15 protein-coding genes are annotated in these 20,199 nt (G+C 66.2%); 4 read left to right on the top strand and 11 right to left on the bottom strand.

Going from position 1 to position 20,199, the window contains the following annotated elements:
- Positions 1-196 precede the first annotated feature (196 nt).
- Positions 197-922, top strand: a complete 726-nt coding sequence (pcsA, locus tag ACZ5BO_RS24175; RefSeq protein WP_464696744.1) for a phosphatidylcholine synthase — start codon at positions 197-199, stop codon at positions 920-922.
- A 71-nt stretch (positions 923-993) separates the two neighbouring features.
- Here pcsA and ACZ5BO_RS24180 read toward each other — a convergent pair whose 3' ends face one another.
- A complete protein-coding gene (locus tag ACZ5BO_RS24180) occupies positions 994-3,426 on the bottom strand; it encodes a hybrid sensor histidine kinase/response regulator (RefSeq protein WP_025126367.1) in 2,433 nt (810 codons plus the stop codon).
- A gap of 211 nt (positions 3,427-3,637) precedes the next feature.
- Here ACZ5BO_RS24180 and ACZ5BO_RS24185 point away from each other — a divergent pair, with 211 nt between their 5' ends.
- A complete protein-coding gene (locus ACZ5BO_RS24185) occupies positions 3,638-4,258 on the top strand; it encodes a LysE family translocator (RefSeq protein WP_464696745.1) in 621 nt (206 codons plus the stop codon).
- Between the two features lie 14 nt (positions 4,259-4,272).
- Here ACZ5BO_RS24185 and ACZ5BO_RS24190 read toward each other — a convergent pair whose 3' ends face one another.
- A complete protein-coding gene (locus ACZ5BO_RS24190) occupies positions 4,273-5,055 on the bottom strand; it encodes a sulfite exporter TauE/SafE family protein (protein WP_025126365.1) in 783 nt (260 codons plus the stop codon).
- Positions 5,056-5,397: 342 nt separating this feature from the next.
- On the opposite strand from ACZ5BO_RS24190, the gene ACZ5BO_RS24195 reads away from it, so the two are divergent.
- Complete coding sequence (locus ACZ5BO_RS24195; protein ID WP_464696746.1) at positions 5,398-8,034, top strand: hypothetical protein; 2,637 nt, start codon at positions 5,398-5,400, stop codon at positions 8,032-8,034.
- Between the two features lie 34 nt (positions 8,035-8,068).
- Here the strand turns inward: ACZ5BO_RS24195 and ACZ5BO_RS24200 are convergent, their stop codons facing one another.
- The 7 genes from ACZ5BO_RS24200 to ACZ5BO_RS24230 all read right to left on the bottom strand — a co-directional run bounded on the left by ACZ5BO_RS24200 (position 8,069) and on the right by ACZ5BO_RS24230 (position 16,959).
- Positions 8,069-8,599 (bottom strand): DUF3087 family protein, encoded by a 531-nt coding sequence (locus tag ACZ5BO_RS24200; RefSeq protein WP_025126363.1) that lies wholly within the window; start codon positions 8,597-8,599, stop codon positions 8,069-8,071.
- Positions 8,600-8,779: 180 nt separating this feature from the next.
- Positions 8,780-10,264, bottom strand: coding sequence for a PepSY domain-containing protein (locus ACZ5BO_RS24205; RefSeq protein ID WP_464696747.1), 1,485 nt, complete (start codon positions 10,262-10,264; stop codon positions 8,780-8,782).
- Positions 10,265-10,316: 52 nt separating this feature from the next.
- Positions 10,317-12,485, bottom strand: coding sequence for a TonB-dependent receptor (locus ACZ5BO_RS24210; RefSeq protein WP_464696748.1), 2,169 nt, complete (start codon positions 12,483-12,485; stop codon positions 10,317-10,319).
- Positions 12,486-12,603: 118 nt separating this feature from the next.
- Entirely contained in the window at positions 12,604-12,987 is a 384-nt protein-coding gene (locus ACZ5BO_RS24215) for a DUF2946 family protein (RefSeq protein ID WP_464696749.1), read from the bottom strand.
- A 602-nt stretch (positions 12,988-13,589) separates the two neighbouring features.
- Positions 13,590-14,501, bottom strand: coding sequence for a universal stress protein (locus tag ACZ5BO_RS24220; RefSeq protein ID WP_464696750.1), 912 nt, complete (start codon positions 14,499-14,501; stop codon positions 13,590-13,592).
- A gap of 89 nt (positions 14,502-14,590) precedes the next feature.
- Entirely contained in the window at positions 14,591-15,664 is a 1,074-nt protein-coding gene (locus ACZ5BO_RS24225) for an NAD(P)-dependent alcohol dehydrogenase (protein WP_464696751.1), read from the bottom strand.
- Positions 15,665-15,825: 161 nt separating this feature from the next.
- Positions 15,826-16,959: an MFS transporter gene (locus ACZ5BO_RS24230; protein ID WP_025126353.1), complete on the bottom strand. Its 1,134-nt coding sequence runs from the start codon at positions 16,957-16,959 to the stop codon at positions 15,826-15,828.
- Between the two features lie 98 nt (positions 16,960-17,057).
- On the opposite strand from ACZ5BO_RS24230, the gene ACZ5BO_RS24235 reads away from it, so the two are divergent.
- Complete coding sequence (locus tag ACZ5BO_RS24235; protein ID WP_025126352.1) at positions 17,058-17,822, top strand: AraC family transcriptional regulator; 765 nt, start codon at positions 17,058-17,060, stop codon at positions 17,820-17,822.
- Positions 17,823-18,051: 229 nt separating this feature from the next.
- Here ACZ5BO_RS24235 and ACZ5BO_RS24240 read toward each other — a convergent pair whose 3' ends face one another.
- Together ACZ5BO_RS24240 and ACZ5BO_RS24245 are read right to left on the bottom strand one after the other, a co-directional pair.
- Complete coding sequence (locus tag ACZ5BO_RS24240; RefSeq protein WP_025126351.1) at positions 18,052-18,492, bottom strand: carboxymuconolactone decarboxylase family protein; 441 nt, start codon at positions 18,490-18,492, stop codon at positions 18,052-18,054.
- Positions 18,493-18,745: 253 nt separating this feature from the next.
- Positions 18,746-20,188 (bottom strand): mechanosensitive ion channel domain-containing protein, encoded by a 1,443-nt coding sequence (locus ACZ5BO_RS24245; protein WP_464696753.1) that lies wholly within the window; start codon positions 20,186-20,188, stop codon positions 18,746-18,748.
- Positions 20,189-20,199 lie beyond the last annotated feature (11 nt).

The following is a 20,199-nucleotide window of genomic DNA, read 5'->3' on the forward strand; positions in this document are numbered from 1 at the left end:
GGCACAAGCTGGCCCCCTCCCCCCCTTGTAAGCCCATGGTTGATTAACTGACCGACATCACCCGCAGAGGCTGATTTAAGGGTTTATGCTGAACCTTCTACCGGGCTTTCCGGTCGATACCTGCAACCTGGCCAGGGTGGCCGACGCACAAGCGCCGGTGCTCGCCAGGCCCCCCAGCCGCTGGAGAGACGCCCCCGTGATATCGACCCTGCAAATCGCCAGAATCAAAGCCTGGGGCGCCCATGGCTTCACCGCCACCGGGGTGGTCAGTGCACTGCTCGCGACCCTGGCGCTATTCGACAACCAGCCCAAGGCCTGCCTGCTGTGGCTGGGGGTGGCGCTGCTGGTGGACGGGGTCGACGGCTCCCTGGCACGCAAGGTCAAGACCAGCTCGGTGCTGCCGAACATCGACGGCTCGGTGCTCGACCTGGTGATCGACTACCTGACATACGTGTTCATCCCGGCGCTGTTCATCTACCGCTACATCCCACTGCCGGAATACAGCGCACTGCTGGCCACTTCGCTGATCCTGCTGTCGTCGCTGCTGTGCTTCTGCAACGTCAACATGAAGAGCCACGACAACTACTTCCAGGGCTTTCCCGCCGCCTGGAACGTGGTTGCCCTATGCTTCTACCTGCTGGACCCCGGCCCCTGGGCAAGCTTGCTGAGCATCTTCGCCCTGGCCCTGCTGACCGCCACCCGAGTGCAGTTCCTGCACCCGTTCCGGGTGCGCAAGTGGATGGCGCTGAACATCATCGTGACCTTTGTCTGGCTGTTCAGCGGCGCGCTGCTGGTGCTCAGCCACCCGGCCCGCAGCCCGTCGGTCATGGGCCTGTGGTTGGCGGCGTCGGCGTATTTCCTCGGCATCTGCCTATGGCGCTCGGCGCAGGAATGGAGGCGAGGTGGCGCCGGCAAGCAGTAAGACGCGCGGCAAGCATTAAGCGGCCAGTTCAGCGGTTTGCGGTTTGCGGTTTGCGGTTTGCCGCTTGCCGCTTAAAACTTGCAGCTTTGTATCGCTTGCGCGAGGGCCGCCACCGAGTAGGGTTTCTGCAGGAACACGAATTCGCGCGTCTGGCCCAGCGCCAGGGCCGGGCTGTAGCCGCTGGTAAGGATCACCGGCAGCCCGGGGTATTCACTGCGGATCTTCGTCGCCAGTTCGATACCGTTCATGCCGGGCATCACCACGTCGGAAAACACCGCCTGGAAACTCGCCCGCTCCTGGCTCAGGCGAGCCAGCGCCTCGGTGGCGCTGGTGGCCCATTCGACCTGGTAACCCAGTTCGTTCAGCGCCTGGGCCAACAACACGCCCACTTCGGGGTTGTCCTCCACCACCAGCAGGGTGAGGCCCTGGCCGTCGATCGGCACGGCAGCCGAACAGCGTGCGGGGGCCACATCCGCCAAGGCTTCGCAACGCGGCAGGTACAAGGTAAAACGTGTGCCCTGCCCCGGCTGGCTGTCGACCGCCAGGCCACCACCAGACTGCTTGGCGAACCCGAACACCTGGGACAGGCCCAGGCCGGTGCCCTTGCCCACTTCCTTGGTGGTGAAGAACGGCTCGAAGATCCGCTCCAGCTGCTGCGGGTCGATGCCGGCACCGGTGTCGGTCAAGGAGATCGCGACAAAGTCCCCGGCCTGGGCGCCCTGGCTGGCGCTGGCGGCAATCTGTGTCACCCGCTCCACGGCGATCACCAGCAGGCCCTCGCCCTGCATCGCGTCCCGGGCGTTGACCGCCATGTTGATCAGCGCCGTGTCGAGCTGGCCGGCGTCGGCATGGATGTAGCAAGGCTGTTCCGGCAGCTCGATGCGCAGCTCGATGCAGGCACCGATCAGCGGATTGATCATTTGTGCCACCAGCTGCACGCTGGCGCCGACATCGAAGGTCTCCGGCCGCAGGTTCTGCTGGCGGGCATAGGCCAGAAGCTGGCCGGTGAGCTTGCTGGCACGGTCGACGGTGTCGGAAATGGCATTGATGTAGAGTTGCCGGCGCTTCTCGTCGAGGGTGCGCCGCAGCAGGTCGGTGGAGGAGCGGATCACCGTCAGCAGATTGTTGAAATCATGGGCCACGCCCCCGGTAAGCTGCCCCACCGCCTCCATCTTCTGCGCCTGGCGCAGGATGTCTTCGGTCTTGCGCAGGGCCTGCGCGGCCTCGCGCTCGGCCTGGATGTCGCGGCCCACGGCGTGCACGTGCTGCGGGTCCGGTACGGCACTCCAGGACACCCAGCGATAGCTGCCGTCCTTGTGCCGAAAACGGTTCTCGACCCGGGAAAAGCTCTGGCCGCTGGTCAGGTCGGCACTGGCAGTGGCGGCTGCCACACTGTCCTGGGGATGAATGAAATCGTAGACGCTGCTGCCTTCCAGTTCGTGGCGCTGCCAGCCCAGGAGCCGGGTCCAGGCCGGATTGACGGCAATGATGCGGCCGTTGAAATCCGCCACCAGCATCAGCTCGGTGGACAACTGCCAGATCCGGTCGCGCTCCTGGGTGCGGGCCTGGACCCGCTGCTCCAGGGACTCATTGAGGCGCCGCAGCGCCTCTTCGGCCTCGCGGGTGGCGCTGATGTCCCGGGAGATGCAGAGGATCTTCTCCGGCAGGCCCGCCGCATCGAGCATCGGCGTGACCTGCACGTCCCACCATTTGCAGGTTCCGGCCAGGGTCTGGGCGGCGCCCTGGAAACGCGCGGCCTGGCCAGCCCGAGCAGCGGCGATCGCCGCCTGGGCGTCGAGGCGGCCCTGGTCCTGCCAGAACTCCGGCCAGGGGCAACCGGCGATCGCGTTGAAGTCGCTGACCTCCATCACCCGCAGGCCGCCTTCGCTCATGAACGACAGTTGGCCATTCAAGTCCAGGACCTTGATGCAGTCATTGCTGCTGGCCAGCACCCGGGTATTGAGCTCGCGGGTTTCCCGCAGGCGCGCCTCGGTCTGCCGCGCATGCTCGGCCAGGAGCACGCGATCGGTGGTTTCCACCGTATGGCACAGCACCCCGACCACCTGCTCGTCCTGTTCGTCATACACCGGGCTCATGGAGAACGACCACCAGGTCAGCGCCTCACCAGGGTAGCGATGCATGTTCACCGGCAGGTCCACATGGCGACAGCTGTGGCCGAGAAAGGCCTGCTCCACCATGAACTGGACATCGGGCCAGGCATCCGCCCACAGGGTCTCGATGGTCTGCCCCAGGGCCGTGTCCAGGCGCGGGCCCAGTACCGGTCGATAGGCATCATTGAAGAAAAACAGTTTCTGCGGCCCCCACAGCAGGTACAGGCTCTCGGGGGACTCAAGCACCAGGCTCAAGGTGCTGCGCAGCAGGCTGGGCCAGTGTTCCCGAGGGCCCACCGAGGTCTGCGACCAATCGTACCGACGGATCGCGGCACCCGTCTCGCCGCCACGGGACGTCGGAGAAGCTGCATCGCCAGAAGAGGAAATAGTCATGGACCGCATCACAGAAGAAAAAAGGGGCTGCGCTGCCAGCCGGTGGCCAGCGCAGGATAACTGACCCCTGGAATCCACGGAAGTTGAACGCCTCCGGCACATATTCCGCCCTTGAGCGCCAGGAGCCCTGCAAAGGTCTTTAAAGCCGGGGGCATTTTGGGCATGCTCGCTCAACGCCGATTCCCCCACTTGCCGACGAGAACGCGCTGCAATGAACACCACGACCCTGCTGCTGTACACCTCGAGCTGCTTTATCGGCGCGCTGATTCCAGGCCCCACCTCGCTGCTGGCAATGGCCAACGGGACTTCGCGCAATCGCCGGCTGGTGGCGGTGGGCATGGTCGGCGCGGCGCTCTCCGACGTCCTGATCATCGCCGCCGTGGGCCTTGGCCTGGGGGCGATGCTGATGGCCTCGCAGCAGCTGTTCATGGTCTTGAAGTGGGTCGGCGTGTGCTACCTGGCCTGGCTCGGCCTGCAGCTCTGGCGCAGTACGCCCCAGGCCCTCGGGGCCCAGCAGGTGCGCGCCGGCTCACGCCATGGCGAGGTGTTCCGGCGCAGTTTCTCGGTGACCCTGACCAACCCCAAGGTGCTGCTGTTCTTCACCGCCTTCCTGCCGCAGTTCGTCGATCCCGGGCAACCGATCTTCGCCCAGTACGCCACCCTGGCACTGGTCACGGCGGTGGTCGAGGTGCTGGTCATGGGGCTGTATGCCGCCGGCGGGGTACAGGCGGCGAAGTTCCTCACCGCAACCGGCATGCGCCGGCTCAATCAGTGCTGCGGCGCGACAATGCTGGCGCTGGCCGGCTTTCTCGCCCTGTACCGGCGCAACTGAGGCGGCGCCGGGTCTCAGAACGCCAGTTTGTAGCCGATGGAGAACAGCATCACCGCCAGGCACGGCCGCAGGACCTCGTCGGAGATGCGACCGGTCATGTGGCTGCCGATCCAGATCCCCGGCAACGAGCCCATCAGCAGGTAGCCCAGCAGGTGCCAGTCCATGTTGCCCATGCTGGCGTGGCCCAGGCCGGCCACCAGGGTCAGGGGCACGGCGTGGGCGATCTCGGTGCCCACCAGGCGCTTGGTGGCCAGGAACGGATAGAGGATGAACAGCGCCACGGTGCCCAGGGCGCCGGCGCCGATGGAGGTCAGGGCAACCATGGTGCCGAGGATCAGCCCGGTGACCACGGTCAGGCCGTTGAGGCCGCCGGGGCTTGGCTGGTAGTCGCCGCCATGGCGCTGGGCAAAGGCCATGAGCTTCTTCTTGAAGACAATGGCCAGGGCCGTCAGCAGCAGGACGAAACCCAATGCCTGCTTGATCACCGCGTTCAAGGCCTGGGGATCGGTGTCGAGGTTCTTCAGGAACCACAGGGTCACCACCACCGCCGGCACGCTGCCCAGGGTCAGCCAGCCGGTGATGCGCCAATCGATGTTGCGGTTCTTCTGGTGCACCAGCACCCCACCGGACTTGGTGATCGCGGCGTACAGCAGGTCGGTGCCCACGGCGGTGGCCGGGTTGATGCCGAACCACAGGAGAATCGGGGTCATCAGCGAACCGCCGCCGACCCCGGTCATGCCAACGATGAACCCGACCACCAAGCCTGCAATCACAAAACCGAAATTACCCACATCCATCAATAAAAGCCCTACAGGTCGTACGTGGTCAGGTCAAAAACTGGCGGCAGCATAGCGGCTAAAGCTTATGTCCATTTATATGAATAAAATCTAACGTTATAACCAGGGTCTTTTAAACCATGCGCTCAGCGCATGGATACCCCCAGCCACTTGCGCCTCTCACACGCCCAAAGCCACCTGGCCGCCTGCTGGCCCGAGGCCTGAAACCGGGGCCCGGCCCCAGCTACGCGGTGCGTCTAGAGCGCACACTTGGGCCAGCTCATCCGGTATTCTGCTGGGCGCTTGCCGGCGCACCCGGCCCCTCATCCCCCGGCCCGTGCCCCACCGTCCCAAGGAAGGCCCATGACACCCGACGAGACCCCGTATCAAATCGAGCAGCAACGCATCCGCTTCCGACGCCTGAGCCTGCACCAGGAAGCCCCCGGGCAAAGCCTTCCCGAGCGTGGCAACTGGGGGTTGGCGCTGTCCGGCGGGGGCATCCGCAGCGCGACCTTCTGCCTGGGGGTTCTCCAGGCCATGGCCCGGGCACCGGCGCCCAGCATGAGTTCGCCACCGGCATCGCCCGCCACGGAAACGGAAACGGAAACGGAAACGGAAACGGAAAACAGCCTGCTGTCACGCTTCGACTACCTGTCCACGGTCAGCGGCGGCGGCTACATCGGCAGCTTTTTTTCCAGCCTGTTCCTGCCCGGGCGCCTGCGCGCCCCCGATCCCCGGGACCCCGTGGGCCACGCTGCGCGCAACGCCTACCAGGCGCTGCGCTTCGAGCCACCGGGGCGCATCAGCACCGGCGTCGACTATGCCGAGCAGCCCGTGGGCCAGGGCCCCGGTGCCTGGCTGCGGGAAAACGGCCGCTACCTGACCCCCACCGGCGCTGGCGACATGCTCTATGCCCTGGCCATGACCTGGCGCAACTGGCTGTCACTGCACCTGATGATCGGCCTGCCGATTCTCCTGGTGCTCAGCCTGCTGACCCTGTTCCAGGTGCTGAGCCACGCCAGCCTGCTGCTGTGGCCACTGATGGCCGCGCTGTTGTTCGCCCTGCCCTGCGCTGTGGCGTACTGGCTGGTCATCCCCCGGGGCGATCTGGATCACCCCCCCACCCTGGGCAACGCGGCGTTTCGCAGCACGCTGGCGATTGTCGCCGGTCTGTGGATCTGCGGCGCCCTGGCCTACGGCATGGCCCAGTGGCAGGCCGTGGGAGCTCTGACTCTGGCCGCCGCCCTGGTCGGCAGCAACGCCCTGCTGATCACCTCTCAGCTGGTACGCCGGCTCGCCGACAACCGCGACCCGGCCAGGAGCAGTGCCTGCAACAACTGTGTGCGCAACTACCGGGTGCAGATCACCCGCGCCTTGAGCCGGGCCATGGTCGCCGTCGCCGTGCTGGGCTTCTTCGCCCTGCTGGTGAGCGGTGCCGAACGCCTGTACCGCTACCTGCTGGATTACCAGGCCCTGGGCACTCCGGTACTGCTGGCGCTGCTGGTGTGGCTGATCCGCCGCCTGGTGCTGTTGAAGGACGAAAAACCCCTGCCCGGCTGGATGCGCAAACTGCCGCTGGACGTCCTGGCCCTGATTGCCGGAGGCCTGCTGCTGACCCTGCTGTGCCTGTGCTGGGCACTGCTGGTGCAGTGGATCGCCCATGACGCCGGCGCCGTGTCCAACAGCAGCGCCGCGGCCTGGCGCCTGCTGGCCCTGAGCCTGCTGGCGGCCTTGCTGGTGTGCGTCAGCGGGCGCTTCATCAGCTTCCTCAACACCTCGTCGCTGCAGGCGTTCTATAGCGCAAGGCTGATCCGCGCCTACCTGGGGGCTTCCAACGGCATGCGTTTCAATGGCCCGGCGCACCAGCGCCGCACCTACCTCAGCGTGGCCGAGCCCATGTCCAGCGATGACCTGTCGCTGCAGCAGTACTACGCCAGCCCCAGCGCCGGGCCGGTGCACCTGATCAACGTCACCATGAACCTCACCGTGGACCCCGCCGAACAGCTGGTACAACGTGACCGCAAGGGCAAGCCGCTGTGCATCGCGCCGAACTGGGCGCCCGCCCTTGGCGGTGAGATGCCCGGGAACAACGGCCCGGCGGAGCGCTACACCCTGGACGGCAAGCACTACCCGCGGGACCTGAGCCAGGGCCCGGCGGCGGAGATCATGCAACCCCTGTCCCTGGGCCAGTGGATCGGTGTTTCCGGCGCCGCCTTCAGCACCGGCCTGGGGCGCGCCAGTTGCCTGGGCATGTCATTGATCCTGGGGCTGGCCAACGTGCGCCTGGGAATCTGGTGGCCCAGCCACTTCCTCGATCCCGGCCAGTCGCGCTGGGTGCCCCGGGACCGGAAACCCTGGAGCTACTACAGCACCCAGAGCTACCTGTTCTACGAACTGACCGCGCACTTTCACGGGCACCGTCGCGACTACCAGTACCTCTCCGACGGCGGGCATTTCGAAAACACCGCCACCTACGAGCTGCTGCGCGAGGGGCGCGGCTTGGAACTGATCGTCACCTGCGATGCTGGCTGCGACCCCGACTACCGCTTCGACGACCTGGCCAACCTGGTGCGCCTGGCCCGCATCGACCAGGCCCTGGAAATCCGCGAGGACCCGGGGGTGCTGGCCCACCCGCAACTCAAGGCGCTGTTCGCCAGCCTGGAAGAGTTTCGCCAACCCGCCAGCGCCGACAACCGCAAGTGCGCGCTGCTGCTCAATGTGCATGCCCACACCCCGGGCGCCGAAGCTGAGCTTGCGGCCACGCCGCACTGCCGGATCCTGGTGCTCAAGCCGCGGCTGATTGCCGGGTTGAGCCCGGACGTCCTCAACTACGCCCGGGCCAATCCGGCGTTTCCCAACCAGAGCACCGTGGACCAGTTCTTCGACGAAGCGCAGTTCGAAAGCTACCGCCAGCTGGGCCTGAACATCGGCCAGCAACTGTTTGGCCGCGCCGGGCAATCCGACGAGATCGCCGAGGCCCTGTGGCGCTACCTGCAATGATCCTGGCCATTCACCGCCGGACGGCGCCAGGCACTCAGCGCGGCTGGTGGGCCTTGACCGCCTCCAGCCAGCGCGCATCAAGGCGCTCCTGCTGCGGGTCGATGCCTTGCTCGGCCAGCAGCGCCAGGTGACGTTCCACCTCGCCGAGCATCTGCCCCTGGGCGCTGGAATTGGCGTCCAGCTGGTGCATCTGGATCAGGCCCAGGTGATAGAAGCGCAGCAGCTTGAGGGCCGCCGGATCACCGGCCGCCACCCCGGCGGTGACCTGGTGCATGACGTTGGTCACGCGCATCAGGCTGCGCTTGAGGCGCCAGCCGTAAACCGCCGAGGCCATCCACGGCTGCGTCCAGAACACTGTGCGCAGCAGGGCCGCGCTGATCAGCAGAGCGCTGAACACGCCGGCCGCATTCCATAGCAGATTGTCGCCGCCAGGTTGGCCGAACAGCGCCACTGCGGCACTGGAAAGCAGCATGGCCAGGACCATGAACACCAGGGCGATGACCAGGGTGCTGCGACGGGTCTGGCGACGATAGGTCTCGGGATCCTGCGGGGTGATGACGAACATGGGCGCGACGGGCTCCGGTGGCTGAAAGAGAGTGGGCTGGCGTGCATTATCACCGCGAAGGCCCGGTCCGGTGGCTTAAATTGATCCTGCCTGCGCAAAAGCATGATCTCGGTCATTGCCCGGGGCCCTGCCCCGATGCAGCAGCTCTGGCGACCTGGTCCATGGATCGCCGGCCTGTGCTCAACGCCGGCGCGAACGCAAGGTGCGCCCCAGGCGCCGCCAGCCCAACACCACGCCACTGATGCTGATCAACAAGCCACCGGCGCTGAACAGCAGCATCCATAGATCCCACAACGGCCGATGGGCCAGCAGCGGCAGCCAGTCCCAACTGTGCAGCAGGGCGAACAGCCAGCGCGAAGCCCGCCGCGGCTGGTCCAGTTGCCCGACGATGGCGCCGGTGTAGAGGTCCAGGTGCAACCAGGTCTGGGCCGGGTCGTCGAAACCCACCCGCAATACCGGCAGGCGCTGCTGCATGTGCCCCAGCATGCTGTGGGGTTCACGGGCGTAGTAATAGAAGTCGTAGGCCTGCAGCAGCTGGACGGTCATCGGCCGCTGGGGGCGAATGGCCCAGGCGGCCTGTTGCAGGGTGTCCGGGTTGAACTGGCGCAATACCTGCTGCCCGGCCATGGACAGGATCCGCGTGCGCCCGCCCCCGTCGTGACCAATGATGTAGCCGTTGCCACCGATCATCCGCCACTCCAGCTCCCGGGCCCGCAGGCCGTCATCGGCGAAGCGCTGCAGGGCCTGGGCGGCGCTCAGGGGAAAGGCCGCGGCGTCGAGCATTGCGCCCTGGTAGGCCGCCACCGACAAGGGCTGGGCACTGCGAAACAGGTTCCACGGGTTCATCGACATCAGGCCACTGAAGATCCAGGTCATGGCCAGCACCCCAAACACCATGCCTCCCAGGTGATGCCAGCGGGCAACCCCCTGGTAGGGCGAGTGCGAGCCGTTGCGATAGGGCCGCCCGAAGCGCCAGCGCAACAGGCCCAGCGTCAGGCCGAGGGCAGTCATCAGGGTCGCGGCCAGGGCCAGGTAGGTGACGATCGTCCCCCAGGCACCATCGATGCCGATGCCCCGCAGCGGGTACAGCCAGTGCAGCCAGGCACCGATCCAGTTCCAGCCGCGTTCAGTGGCGGTGGCGTCGCGCACCACCTCGCCGGTGGTCCCGGAGACATACAGCAGGCGCCGTTCGGCATCGTCGATGGCCACCCGGTGCAAGGGCCGATCGGCATCCAGCCCACGGGACAGGCTCCACAGGTCCTGGTCCACCGCGCCACGATCCTGCGCCGCCACCCCGGGGGCAAACTGCCAGGCCGCGGCCAGGGCTTCGGCGCTGTCGGTGGGCAGCGCCAGCAAGCCGCTGCGCAGCTCGACCGCGACTTTGCGCGCTCCCGGGTACTCGAGGATGTAACGCGGTTCGCCGGCCACCGTGGTCAGGCGGATGCTCGACGGTGCTTGCAGAGGATCGGCGGCTTGCAGCACCTGGGCCAGCTCGGCGCCCTTGGCGTCCAGGGCCAGGGGCGGCAGGTGGGCCAGGTGCTCGGCCGGGGTCAGCTTGGGGTAGCCGACATACAGCATCACCACCCCGGACACGAACCACAGGGCCATGAACAGGCAGGCAAGGATGCCCAGCCAACGGTGCCAGAGATACAGGTAACGCTTCATTGCAGGCATCTCGCAGATGCGCGGGACGCCATCGGGCGCCCCGCGGTCTCGGTTAAAAGCGCGTTTGCAGCGCCAGCTCGAAAGTCCGTGGTGCGCCCAGGTACATCTGGGTCGGCGCGGTGGTGCGGGCGTAGACCTGGTCAGTCAGGTTGCGCACCCGGCCGGTAATCCGCGTGTCGCGGTCCAGCTGATAGCCCACGAAAGCGCCGAAGATCGTGTAGGCCGGCGCATAGCGGGTGTTGGCCGCGTTGGCATACATCGACGACACGTAGCGCGCATCGCTGCCCACCTGCCAGGACGGCGCCAGGTCGTAGGTCAGCCACAGGTTGCCGACCTTGTCCGGGGTGTTGGTCGGGCTGTTGCCCTTGCGCGACACCGGACGACCGCCGACGTTTTCATAGAACTCGTCGTACTGGGCGTCGACATAGGCGAAGTTGCCTTCGGCCAGCAGCTTGGGGGTTACCCGCAACGAACCGGCCAGCTCCACGCCCCGGGACGATTGCTGGCCCACCGGCTGGCTTGTGCCGGGATTGCTCGGGTCGGCGGTGGACAGGTTCTTGCGTTCGATGCGATAGGCGGCCAGGGTTGCCGAGCCACGGCCATCGAGAAAATCGAACTTGCTGCCGACTTCCCACTGATTACCGGTGCTGAGGTCAAAGTCACGTACCTGACCGTAGCTGGCGGTGGTCAGGATCCCCGCCGGCGGATCGGCGGCGGTGCTGTATTGCACGTAGACGTTGGCCGCTGGGGTCAGCTCGTAGACCAGCCCCAGGCGCCCGGTGGTGGGCCGGTATTTGCGCTGGAAGAACGCCGGATTGGCCTCGGTGACGGCGCGGTAGTTGGTCACTTGCAGGTCGATCTGGTCGTGGCGCAGGCCGCTGAGCAGGGACAGGCGCTCGGTCAGTTGCAGGCGGTTTTCCAGGAACATGGCCCAGGTGTCCACCTGGTTGCGGCGGTTCTTTTCAAAACCGCGCTGCATGCCCGGCAAGTCCCAGAAGCTGCCCGGGTCGAAGTCGTCCGGGTCGACACTGCCAGCCGAGGCCGACAGGGAGCGCGGGTAGTTGCTCATGACGTTGTGGCTGTAGTCGACGCCCATCGACCACTGGCTGTCCAGGCCGAACAGGCTGTTGTGATGCAACAGCTCGAAGCGATTGCCATTGAGTTCCTGGGCGTGGCGCTGGAGCAGGATGCCGGAGCGGTTCACCTGGGTGTTGTCGCTGTTGTAGGCGTAGGTTTCCAGGTTGCGGTATTCGCGGTCGGCGTTGTAGTGGTACAGGGTGTTGCGCAGGGAGGTACGGTCATTGACCTGGTAATCGATGATCGAGCGCAGCCATTGCACCCGCTGCTCGTAGCGGCCGTCACGCACGTTGTAGTTCTCGAAGCGCCGGCTCTTGTCCACTTCCATCTTGCCGCCCAGAGGGTTGAGCGCCGGGGTGCCCCAGTAGGGGCTGTCGACGCTTTCGTCCTGGTACTCGTAGGCCAGGGTGTGGGACAGCTGATCATTGAAATCCGTCAGCAAGGAAAATGCCGTGGTCCAGGCATCACGCTGCTCGCGGTCGACGTAACCGTTGCTGGTGGTGTGGCTGACATCGAAGCGCGCGTAGTGCCGCGGCCCTGCCCCCTGGTTCAGCGCGTGGTTGAAACCAAAAGAGGTTTCAGTGCTGTCGTAGGAGCCGTAGCTGACCCGCCCTTCGTTGAACGACTCAGTGCGCGAAGGCAGCTTGGTGATGTAGTTGATCGAGCCGCCCACGGCGCCGGCGCCATAGAGAAAGCTCGACGGCCCGCCCACGGCCTCGACCCGATCGTAGATCCAGCTGTCCACCGGACGCGCGGCAATCGAGTCGTACTGCACGCTGATGCCGTTGAACAGCTGGGTGATCTGCGCGCCGGAAAAGCCTCGATAGGAGACGAAGCCCGGCACCCCGGGGGATGAGGCGGCGTTCATCCCCGGCACGCCGGCGAGGATGTCCTGAGTGTTGGCGGCGCCGCGGCGCTCGATCTGCTGGCGGTTGACCACACTGACCGACGCCGGGGTTTCCCGCGGGGTCAGGCCCAGGCGCGAGCCGGTGCTGCTCTGGGTATCGAGCTGCAGGCCGACGCTGGGTTCTTCGTCGGCGCTGATGCGCATCTGCGGCAACTCCAGCGGCGATTCGGCCAGGGCATTGAACGACAGGGCGCAGCACAGCGCCGCGCAACGGGGGGAGCGATAGAGGAACTTCATGGACTCGGACTCGAAAAAAAATCATCGAACAGCGTCCGGCAGCCGTCGCCACAGCGACCGCGCAGCTATTGCCGGAGGACGAGAAAGCGCGACCGCCTGCTGCGGTCGCCAAGGCGAGTCAGCCCAGAGGAGGTGCCCGGGGGTTGAGCGCAGGCCAGGAACAACGCGGTGGCGCCTTGCTGCGCTGCTCGCCCCCCAGCCGTGGCGGGCGTTGGCGGCGCAGCATCCAGCCCAGGCAAAACAGCAGCGCGATGCCCAGGCTCACGGCCGAGCACAAGGGGCACATGAAGGTGCTCAGCCCACCGGCGGCGGCCTGATCGCTGAAGTCGGCGTTCAGCGCCGGGCCCGGGTTGCCCATGGCGGAACAGAACTGCCCGCCGACGCCATTGAGCTCCAGCCCGGCCATCTGCCCATGGCCCAGACCGCAGACGAACACGTTGAACAGCACGCAGAAATACAGCGTCCAGGCAATGTGGGGGCGGTGGCAGGAGGCATGGGTCATGGCGGCAAGATTAACAGCGAAAAAAGCGGCGGAAAATCACCAATGCATGGCAAACGAAACTCATGGGCCCGCCAACGGTGAGGTTGTGCCGAGCTTTATAGCCGACTCCCGAAGAACCGAGGATAGGACCGGAACTAAAGTGCTGGCGGTTGGGCTGTTACCCTAGGTTGGCGGCCCGTCCCCCGTAGGAGCTGGCTTGCCAGCGAAGGCGCCCGCAAGATCAGCGCCCCATCCAGGGGCCTCTTCGCCGGCAAGCCGGCTCCTACAAGCTCCGGCATTGCCGGCCCCAAAACGCCTCGCGGGCTAGCGTCCAGCAACGCCTCCGCCAGCGCCCGGGCCATAACCCCCGCTCGATGCCGCTGCCCTGCCGGGTGATTTCAGCGCAGACCTCCTCGGCACATTTGAGCAACAACGACACCTGCTCCAGCGCCTCTTCAGCGCTGATCGCTTGTGCGCCTTGGCAGAGTTCGAGCTTGCATGCCCCAGGCCCCCTAGCCCGGCCACCCGGCGCATTCAAGCGGGCCGCAGCTTCTCGATTTTGCCTTACCAAAGACAGCCAATCGCCCCACCTCAAGCCCGCGTTCGATCTGCCCTGCCCTTCGTCAGACGGCGCCCGTCGCTTTCACCGCCAGGATGCTGCCCGGCATCGAATACAGCGCCCGCTCGGTGGTGCTGCCGATCAACCGGCCAAAGCCGGTGCGGTGCACGGTGCCCATGACCACCACGTCCACCAGGTACTCGTCGACGAACTGGGCAATGCCCGGCACCGGCGGGCCCATGATGAAGTGGCGAAATTCCTGGGGCACGTTGTGGGCGTCCCCCAGGCGCTCGAATTCCTTGTGCAGGGAGTCGCGCAACTCGTCCAGGCAGTTGACGCTCCAGGCGGTGGACGCCACCGGCGCCACGCCGTCGAGCATCGGCGTCAGGTCGTAGGCATACAGCAGGTGCAACTGCGCATCGCATTGCAGGGCCAGGGCGTTGGCGGTCTGGATGATCAGGCCGTTGAGGCCGCTGATCTGGGTGTCGGACTGGGCCGGGTCGACCGCCGCGACAATCCGCCGGGGCAGTTTGTGCGGGGCATCGTTGACCAGGTGCACCGGCACCGGGGCTTCGCGCAGCAGGTGGCAATCCAGCGGGGTGACGAACACCCGCTTGAGGGCCGATTCCAGGGTCACGTCCTTGATCAGCAGGTCAGGCTGGAACTCGTCGATGTAATCGAGCATGTCCTTGAGCACCTGGGTGCTCCAGATCACCTGGGTGGTGACCTGCACCCCCTGCTCGCGCATCCATTGGGCTTCCACCTGCAGCCAGCGCTCATGGCGTTGCAGATAGGCCTGGCGTTCACTCTCTTCCAGGTGCTCTTCCCACAGGTAGGTGCGCGCCGGCGGTTCGACGAACACCAGGGCATGCAGGGCCGCTCCGCTGGCCTGGGCCAGGGCGGCAGCGCGGCGCGCCGCGGGGGACTGGTGCTGCTGCGGATCGGCAATCAGCAACAGACGCTGGTACTGGCTCATGGTTGACCTCCTTGGACGGTAATGGCCTGAGTGTCGAGGCAGACGGGCCCGGGCGCCTTGATATGCATCAAGGCCACCCGGTGCACGGGTCATGGCGTCACGGCAATCTTCATCACGCCGTCGCGCTGGCTGGCGAACAGCTCATAGGCGGCTTCGATGTCATCCAGCTTGAAGCGGTGGGTGACCAGGGGCTTGAGGTCCACCTGGCCACTGGCGACCACCTCCATCAAGCGGCGCATGCGCTCCTTGCCGCCGGGGCACAGGGTGCTGAGGATGCTCAGGTCGCCAAGCCCGGCGGCGTAGGCATCCAGGGGAATGCGCAGGTCGCTGGAGTAGACCCCGAGGCTCGACAGCTTGCCGCCCGGGCGCAGCACCCGCAGCGCCGACTCGAAGGTGCCCTGGGTGCCCAGGGCTTCGATCGACACATCGACCCCGCGACCGTCGGTGAGGTCCATGATCTGCTTGACCACATCGCCCTGCTTGAAGTCCACCACGTGGGTTGCCCCCAGGCCGCGAGCCACGCTCATGCGCGCCGCCACGGTGTCGACGCCGATGATGGTGGTGGCGCCCTTGAGCCGGGCCCCGGCCACCGCGCACAGGCCGATGGGCCCCAGGGCGAACACCGCGACGCTGTCGCCGATGTTCACTTCAGCGCGCTCGGCGCCGGAGAAGCCGGTGGACATGATGTCCGGGCACATCAGCACTTGCTCATCGCTCAACCCATCGGGGATTGCGCAGAGGTTGGCCAGGGCGTCCGGCACCCGCACGTATTCGGCCTGGCAGCCATCGATGGTATTGCCGAACTTCCAGCCGCCGCTGGCCTTGAAGCCGTGACGGGTGTCGGGGCCGTCCTGGGAGCCGCAGCCACACAGGCAGGCAAAGCTCTGGCCGCTGGGGGTGATGGCCCCGGCGATGACCCGCTGGCCTTCATGAAAACCCCGCACCTGGGAACCCAGCCGCTCGATGATGCCCACCGGCTCGTGACCGATGGTCAGGCCCTTGGCCACTGGGTACTCACCGCGCAGGATATGCACGTCGGTGCCACAGATGGTGGTGGTGGTGATGCGTACCAGGGCATCCAGCGGACCGATTTCAGGGATGTCTTTGTCGTCCAGCACGATGCGGTTCTTTTCGACGAAAATCGCCGCTTTCATCTTTGCCATGATCAAGATCTCCGTTGCCAAGGGGGCCTGCACTGCTCCACAGGTCTGCTGACAGGCTGCGCGGATGCGTCCGGCCAGGGCTTGATCATGGTCAAACAATGGGACCTTGAGGGGCACTGACCGACAACCGGTCACACAAGCCGAAGGCTCTGGCACAGGCTTCAGCAGCGTTTTGCGGCCTGGGCCAGGGCCAACCCCAGCGCCGCGACACCGCACAGCATCAGGCTCGGGCCCAGGGCCTGGCCCCAGCCCACCAGCAGCAGGCCGGCACCGATCAGCAAGTAATAGAACAGGCCGAACAGGGCCCCGGCACTGCCCAGGCGCCCGCTGTAGGCCACCAGGGCCGAACCGAGGATATTCGGGATCGCCAGGCCAAACCCCAGGACCACGGCGAACATCGGCGCCACCAGCCAAAGGCTATGGCGCAACCCCTGAACCCCCAGCCCCCCGAGCACCACCGCCAGGGCCGCCAGCACCAGCAACTGCTCGCTGCGCCAGCCCCGGCCCAGCAGGCGCCGGTTGAGCCAGGCCCCCAGACCCGAGCCCAGGGCCAGCAGGGCGCCGCTGTAGCCGAACCAGGTATCGCCCTGCCCCAGGTGGCGAAACAGAAAAGGGCCCAGGCTGTAGTAACTGAGCAGGGCAATGTTGAACAGTGCCACCAGCAGCGCCGAGCGCCAGATGCCCAGGTCCCCCAGCATCTGTTTCAGGGTGGCGCCCAGGGGCGCCGGCAGTTGCGCCGCCGGACGGGTCTCCGGCAAGGCCCGCAGGCACCAGCCCAGCAACACCAAGGCCAGCACCAGCAACCCGGCCAATGCCCCCTGATACCCCCAGGCGCGGCTCAGGCCGGCGCCAGCGAACAGGCCTATGGCCGGGCTGGCGGCCAGGACCATGCCCACCTGGGAAAACACCCGGATCAGTGCCTGGCCCGAGTACAGGTCGCGCAGCAGGGTCTGGGTCACCACCGATGCCGCTGCGACGCCGAGCGCGGCCAGGGCCTGGGCCAGCAACAGGGCGCCAAAACTGCCCGCGAACATGCCCAGCAGTGTCGCCAGGGCATACAGTGCCAAGCCCCCGAGCAAGGCCGGGCGCCGGCCCCAGCGGTCGCCCAGCCAGCCCCACAGCACCACCCCGGGGGCGAAACCGAAGACCATCACCGACAGACTCTGGGCAGCCTGCTCCGCGCTCACCCCGAACGCCCGGCCAACGTCCACCAGGGCCGGGCTGTAGAGGGTCTGGGCGATCTGCACAAACATCAGCAGGGCCATGGCCAGGATCAACAAGGGAAGGGATTTCATCAGGCGCGCACTCGGCAAAAACGATGCCGGCGATTCTAGGCAGCCCCGGTTGGCGTATTATCGCAATCCTGCCAACTAACAGTGAAAATCGGACAACCATGGCATGGCTCGACGCCCAGGCACGCTTTGACCCCGACACCTTCCAGGCGCCGGTGATCGGCATTGCCGCCACCCTCGGCGACCACGACTCGGGGTTGCATCAGCACCGCCGCGGGCAACTGCTCTACACCCGCCAGGGCTGCACCCGGATCACCCTGGCCGATCGCCTGTGCCTGCTGCCGCCGTCCCGCGCCGCGTGGATTCCGTCCCAGGTCCGGCACCGTGCGCAGATGCAACAGAGCGTGGACTACCGCTCGCTGTACTTCAGCGCCGCCTTGTCGGCGCACCTGCCGCAACAGGTGGCGGTGATCGAAGTCAGCCCACTGCTGCGGGCCGTGCTGGAGCCCATGGCCCAGGCGCCGTTCGACAGCGACTGGAGCCTGGGCCGCTACCCGCACCTGCTGGGCCTGTGCCTGGAAGAGATCCGCGAGGCCGCGCAACACCCGCTGTCCCTGCCCCTGCCCCGGGACAAGCGCCTGCTCCCGTTGCTCGACGACCTGCAGCAGTTGCCCCCGGAACTGCAGGTACTGGCGACCCGGGTCGGCGCCAGCAGCCGCACCATCGGCCGGATCTTCCAGCGTGAAACCGGCCTCGGTTACCAGCAGTGGCGCCAGCAATGGCGCCTGATGCGCGCCATCGAGCTACTGGCCACCGGTCGCAGCATCGGCTACACCGCCTTCGAGCTGGGGTTTGCCAGCGACAGCATCTTCATCGCCTTCTTCAAGACCATGACCGGCACCACGCCCCGGGCGTATTTCAAGTAAGGCGCTCCAAGCGGCCCCACTGGCAACCCCCCGGGTCACGCTCGGAGGTTCTTGGGCGGTGGGCGACAACCAGCGGCGCGGCTGCTCCAGGCCAGCGCTCAGAAACAGGATCCGCGCTGCAAGCCACTATGGGGCTGGGCCTGCTTGAGAATCACGAGCCTTGCCGAGTCCGAATGGACGATGCGCCGCAAGCGCATCGGTGATCAGCCATCTCCGTCTCGGCGGCCTGTCAGGCCTCGGGCAGTTTGCGAAAGCCCACCGCCAGGCGGTTCCAGCTGTTGATGGTGGAAATCGCCACACTCAGGTCGACGCATTCGGCGGGGCTGAACTGGCTGGTCAGCAGTTGGTAGTCGCCATCCGGAGCATGGGTCTCGCTGAGCCGGGTCAGGGCCTCGGTCCAGGCCAGGGCGGCACGTTCGCGCGGGGTGAAGCAAGGGCTCTCGCGCCAGACCGAGACCGCGAACAGGCGACGCTGGGTTTCGCCGTGCTTCAGGGCATCCTGGCTGTGCAGGTCGACGCAAAAGGCACAGCCGTTGATCTGCGAAGCCCGCAGCTTGACCAGCTCGATCAGCGACTGTTCCAGGGGCAGCTGGCTGACGGCGGCCTCAAGGGCCAGCATGGCTTTCATGGCGTTCGGCGAAGCCGTGTAGAAATCGATACGAGGTTGCATGGTCGGGCTCCTGGCTTGGTGATTGATCCACCGCCACGTTACGTCCCTCGCGGCGCCCACCCAATATCCAATTGCGCCCAAGAGCAGGAGACCAATATCCTCGCCCTGGCATTGGCACCCGCAGGTGCCGCAACGCTTGCTCAGTGGCGCGCCCCGGATCAATAACCCATCGCAGGCATCAACGACGGCAGCCGCGCTGGGCGTGTCCAGCTTGCCGCTCGATCCCGGCGTCGACGGGGCCACCCCGGCGCTCTCAGGTGCGGCTGCGCAACCACTGCATGAAGCCCTTTCTGACCACCGGCTTGGGGGCATCCTGGGTCAGGGTCTGGGCCATGTGGCGGCGGAAATCCAGGAGGTTCTTCATCGCCTCAGCGATGTCGTGGCGGGCATCCAGGCACGGCTTGATGAACTCATTGTCGATGCGATAGAGACTGCAGAACGTCTTGGCCGAGAACGCCGCCATGGCCGCTTCGTCCAGTACCACGCCAGCCTCGCCGATGACTTCACCCGGGCCCATGCGCCCGGCTTCGAACGGCTTGCCGTCGCGCAGCATCGACACCGAGACCACCCCCGACTCGATGATGAACAAATGGTCGCTGATCTCCCCCGCCGGCAATATCACTTCACCGGCGCGAAAGGTCTGCAGGTGCATGTTCTGGCTGAAGCTGTCTTTCTCTTCCTGGCGCAGGGTGGAGAAGATGCTCGATCCATCCAGCAAGGCCCGGGGCCGCGACAGGCCGGCCGATTGCGCAGCCTCCCCCGTGGACAGCAGGCTGATGCCACTGGCGCGCAAATGACGAAAGGCCAGGTCGAACAGTTGGTTGCGCACTTCGCGCTTTTGTCCCATCTGCGCGACAAACCCGCTGATCTCGTACTCCGCGCCGCTGCTGCCGGAGGTTTTCAGGGCCACGCTGGGGGCCGGCGTGCTCAGCAGGAAGCGGCAGCCGAGCATGGCCCGCTCCAGTGCCTCGATGACTTTCTGCGGGCGCGCGTGGGGGCTGACCTGCAGGCTCACGGCAATCCCGTAGAGGTCGCTGGGCCGGCTGAAGTTGGTGATCTTGGCCTTGGACGCCAGGGAATTGGGGATCACCACCATGCTGCCCTGGGAGGTCTGCAGGCGAGTGGCGCGCCAGTCGATGTCCACCACCTTGCCTTCAGTGCCGTCGATGGCGATCCAGTCATCGATCTGATAGGGCTTGGTGGTGTTGAGCACGATGCCCGAGAACAGGTCGCTGAGGGTGCTTTGCAAGGCCAGGCCGACGATGATCGCCAGGGCCCCGGAGGTGGCCAGCACGCCCTTGACCGGCAGGTCCAGGACATAGGCCAGGGCGGCGATGATGGCAATCAGGAAGATCAGCGCCCCCAGCAGGTCCTGCAGCAGCCGGCCGGTGTGTCCTACCTGCTGCATCATCAGGGTGCCCAGCAGCACCGTCAGGGTCCGCGCGCCGAACAGCCACCAGCCGATCTGCAGGCCGGTGGCGGCCAGGTGCAGCGGTACGTCTTCCGGCCAGGGCGCGGTCTGCATGGGGTTCATGCCCTGGTTGAACAGCATCAGGCTGTAGAGGGAGAAAATCACTACCCGCACCGCCAGCTTCCAGTAATTGCCACGGCTGCCGATCAGGCGCCAGAGCACGATATCCAGGAACAACAGGAACAGCGCGGCCAACAGCGGATGATTGGCGAACAGGGCGAACATCAAGTAGCTCC

Source organism: Pseudomonas sp. FFPRI_1, from assembly GCF_055384485.1.

What these genes read in the sequence shown, in the direction of transcription:
- ACZ5BO_RS24210 (WP_464696748.1), bottom strand. Translation starts at nt 12,485, where the DNA reads ATGAAGTTCCTCTATCGCTCCCCCCGTTGCGCGGCGCTGTGCTGCGCC.
- ACZ5BO_RS24190 (WP_025126365.1), bottom strand. Translation starts at nt 5,055, where the DNA reads ATGGATGTGGGTAATTTCGGTTTTGTGATTGCAGGCTTGGTGGTCGGG.
- ACZ5BO_RS24195 (WP_464696746.1), top strand. Translation starts at nt 5,398, where the DNA reads ATGACACCCGACGAGACCCCGTATCAAATCGAGCAGCAACGCATCCGC.
- ACZ5BO_RS24200 (WP_025126363.1), bottom strand. Translation starts at nt 8,599, where the DNA reads ATGTTCGTCATCACCCCGCAGGATCCCGAGACCTATCGTCGCCAGACC.
- ACZ5BO_RS24205 (WP_464696747.1), bottom strand. Translation starts at nt 10,264, where the DNA reads ATGAAGCGTTACCTGTATCTCTGGCACCGTTGGCTGGGCATCCTTGCC.
- ACZ5BO_RS24220 (WP_464696750.1), bottom strand. Translation starts at nt 14,501, where the DNA reads ATGAGCCAGTACCAGCGTCTGTTGCTGATTGCCGATCCGCAGCAGCAC.
- ACZ5BO_RS24240 (WP_025126351.1), bottom strand. Translation starts at nt 18,492, where the DNA reads ATGCAACCTCGTATCGATTTCTACACGGCTTCGCCGAACGCCATGAAA.
- ACZ5BO_RS24225 (WP_464696751.1), bottom strand. Translation starts at nt 15,664, where the DNA reads ATGGCAAAGATGAAAGCGGCGATTTTCGTCGAAAAGAACCGCATCGTG.
- ACZ5BO_RS24235 (WP_025126352.1), top strand. Translation starts at nt 17,058, where the DNA reads ATGGCATGGCTCGACGCCCAGGCACGCTTTGACCCCGACACCTTCCAG.
- ACZ5BO_RS24185 (WP_464696745.1), top strand. Translation starts at nt 3,638, where the DNA reads ATGAACACCACGACCCTGCTGCTGTACACCTCGAGCTGCTTTATCGGC.
- ACZ5BO_RS24180 (WP_025126367.1), bottom strand. Translation starts at nt 3,426, where the DNA reads ATGACTATTTCCTCTTCTGGCGATGCAGCTTCTCCGACGTCCCGTGGC.
- ACZ5BO_RS24245 (WP_464696753.1), bottom strand. Translation starts at nt 20,188, where the DNA reads ATGTTCGCCCTGTTCGCCAATCATCCGCTGTTGGCCGCGCTGTTCCTG.
- ACZ5BO_RS24215 (WP_464696749.1), bottom strand. Translation starts at nt 12,987, where the DNA reads ATGACCCATGCCTCCTGCCACCGCCCCCACATTGCCTGGACGCTGTAT.
- ACZ5BO_RS24230 (WP_025126353.1), bottom strand. Translation starts at nt 16,959, where the DNA reads ATGAAATCCCTTCCCTTGTTGATCCTGGCCATGGCCCTGCTGATGTTT.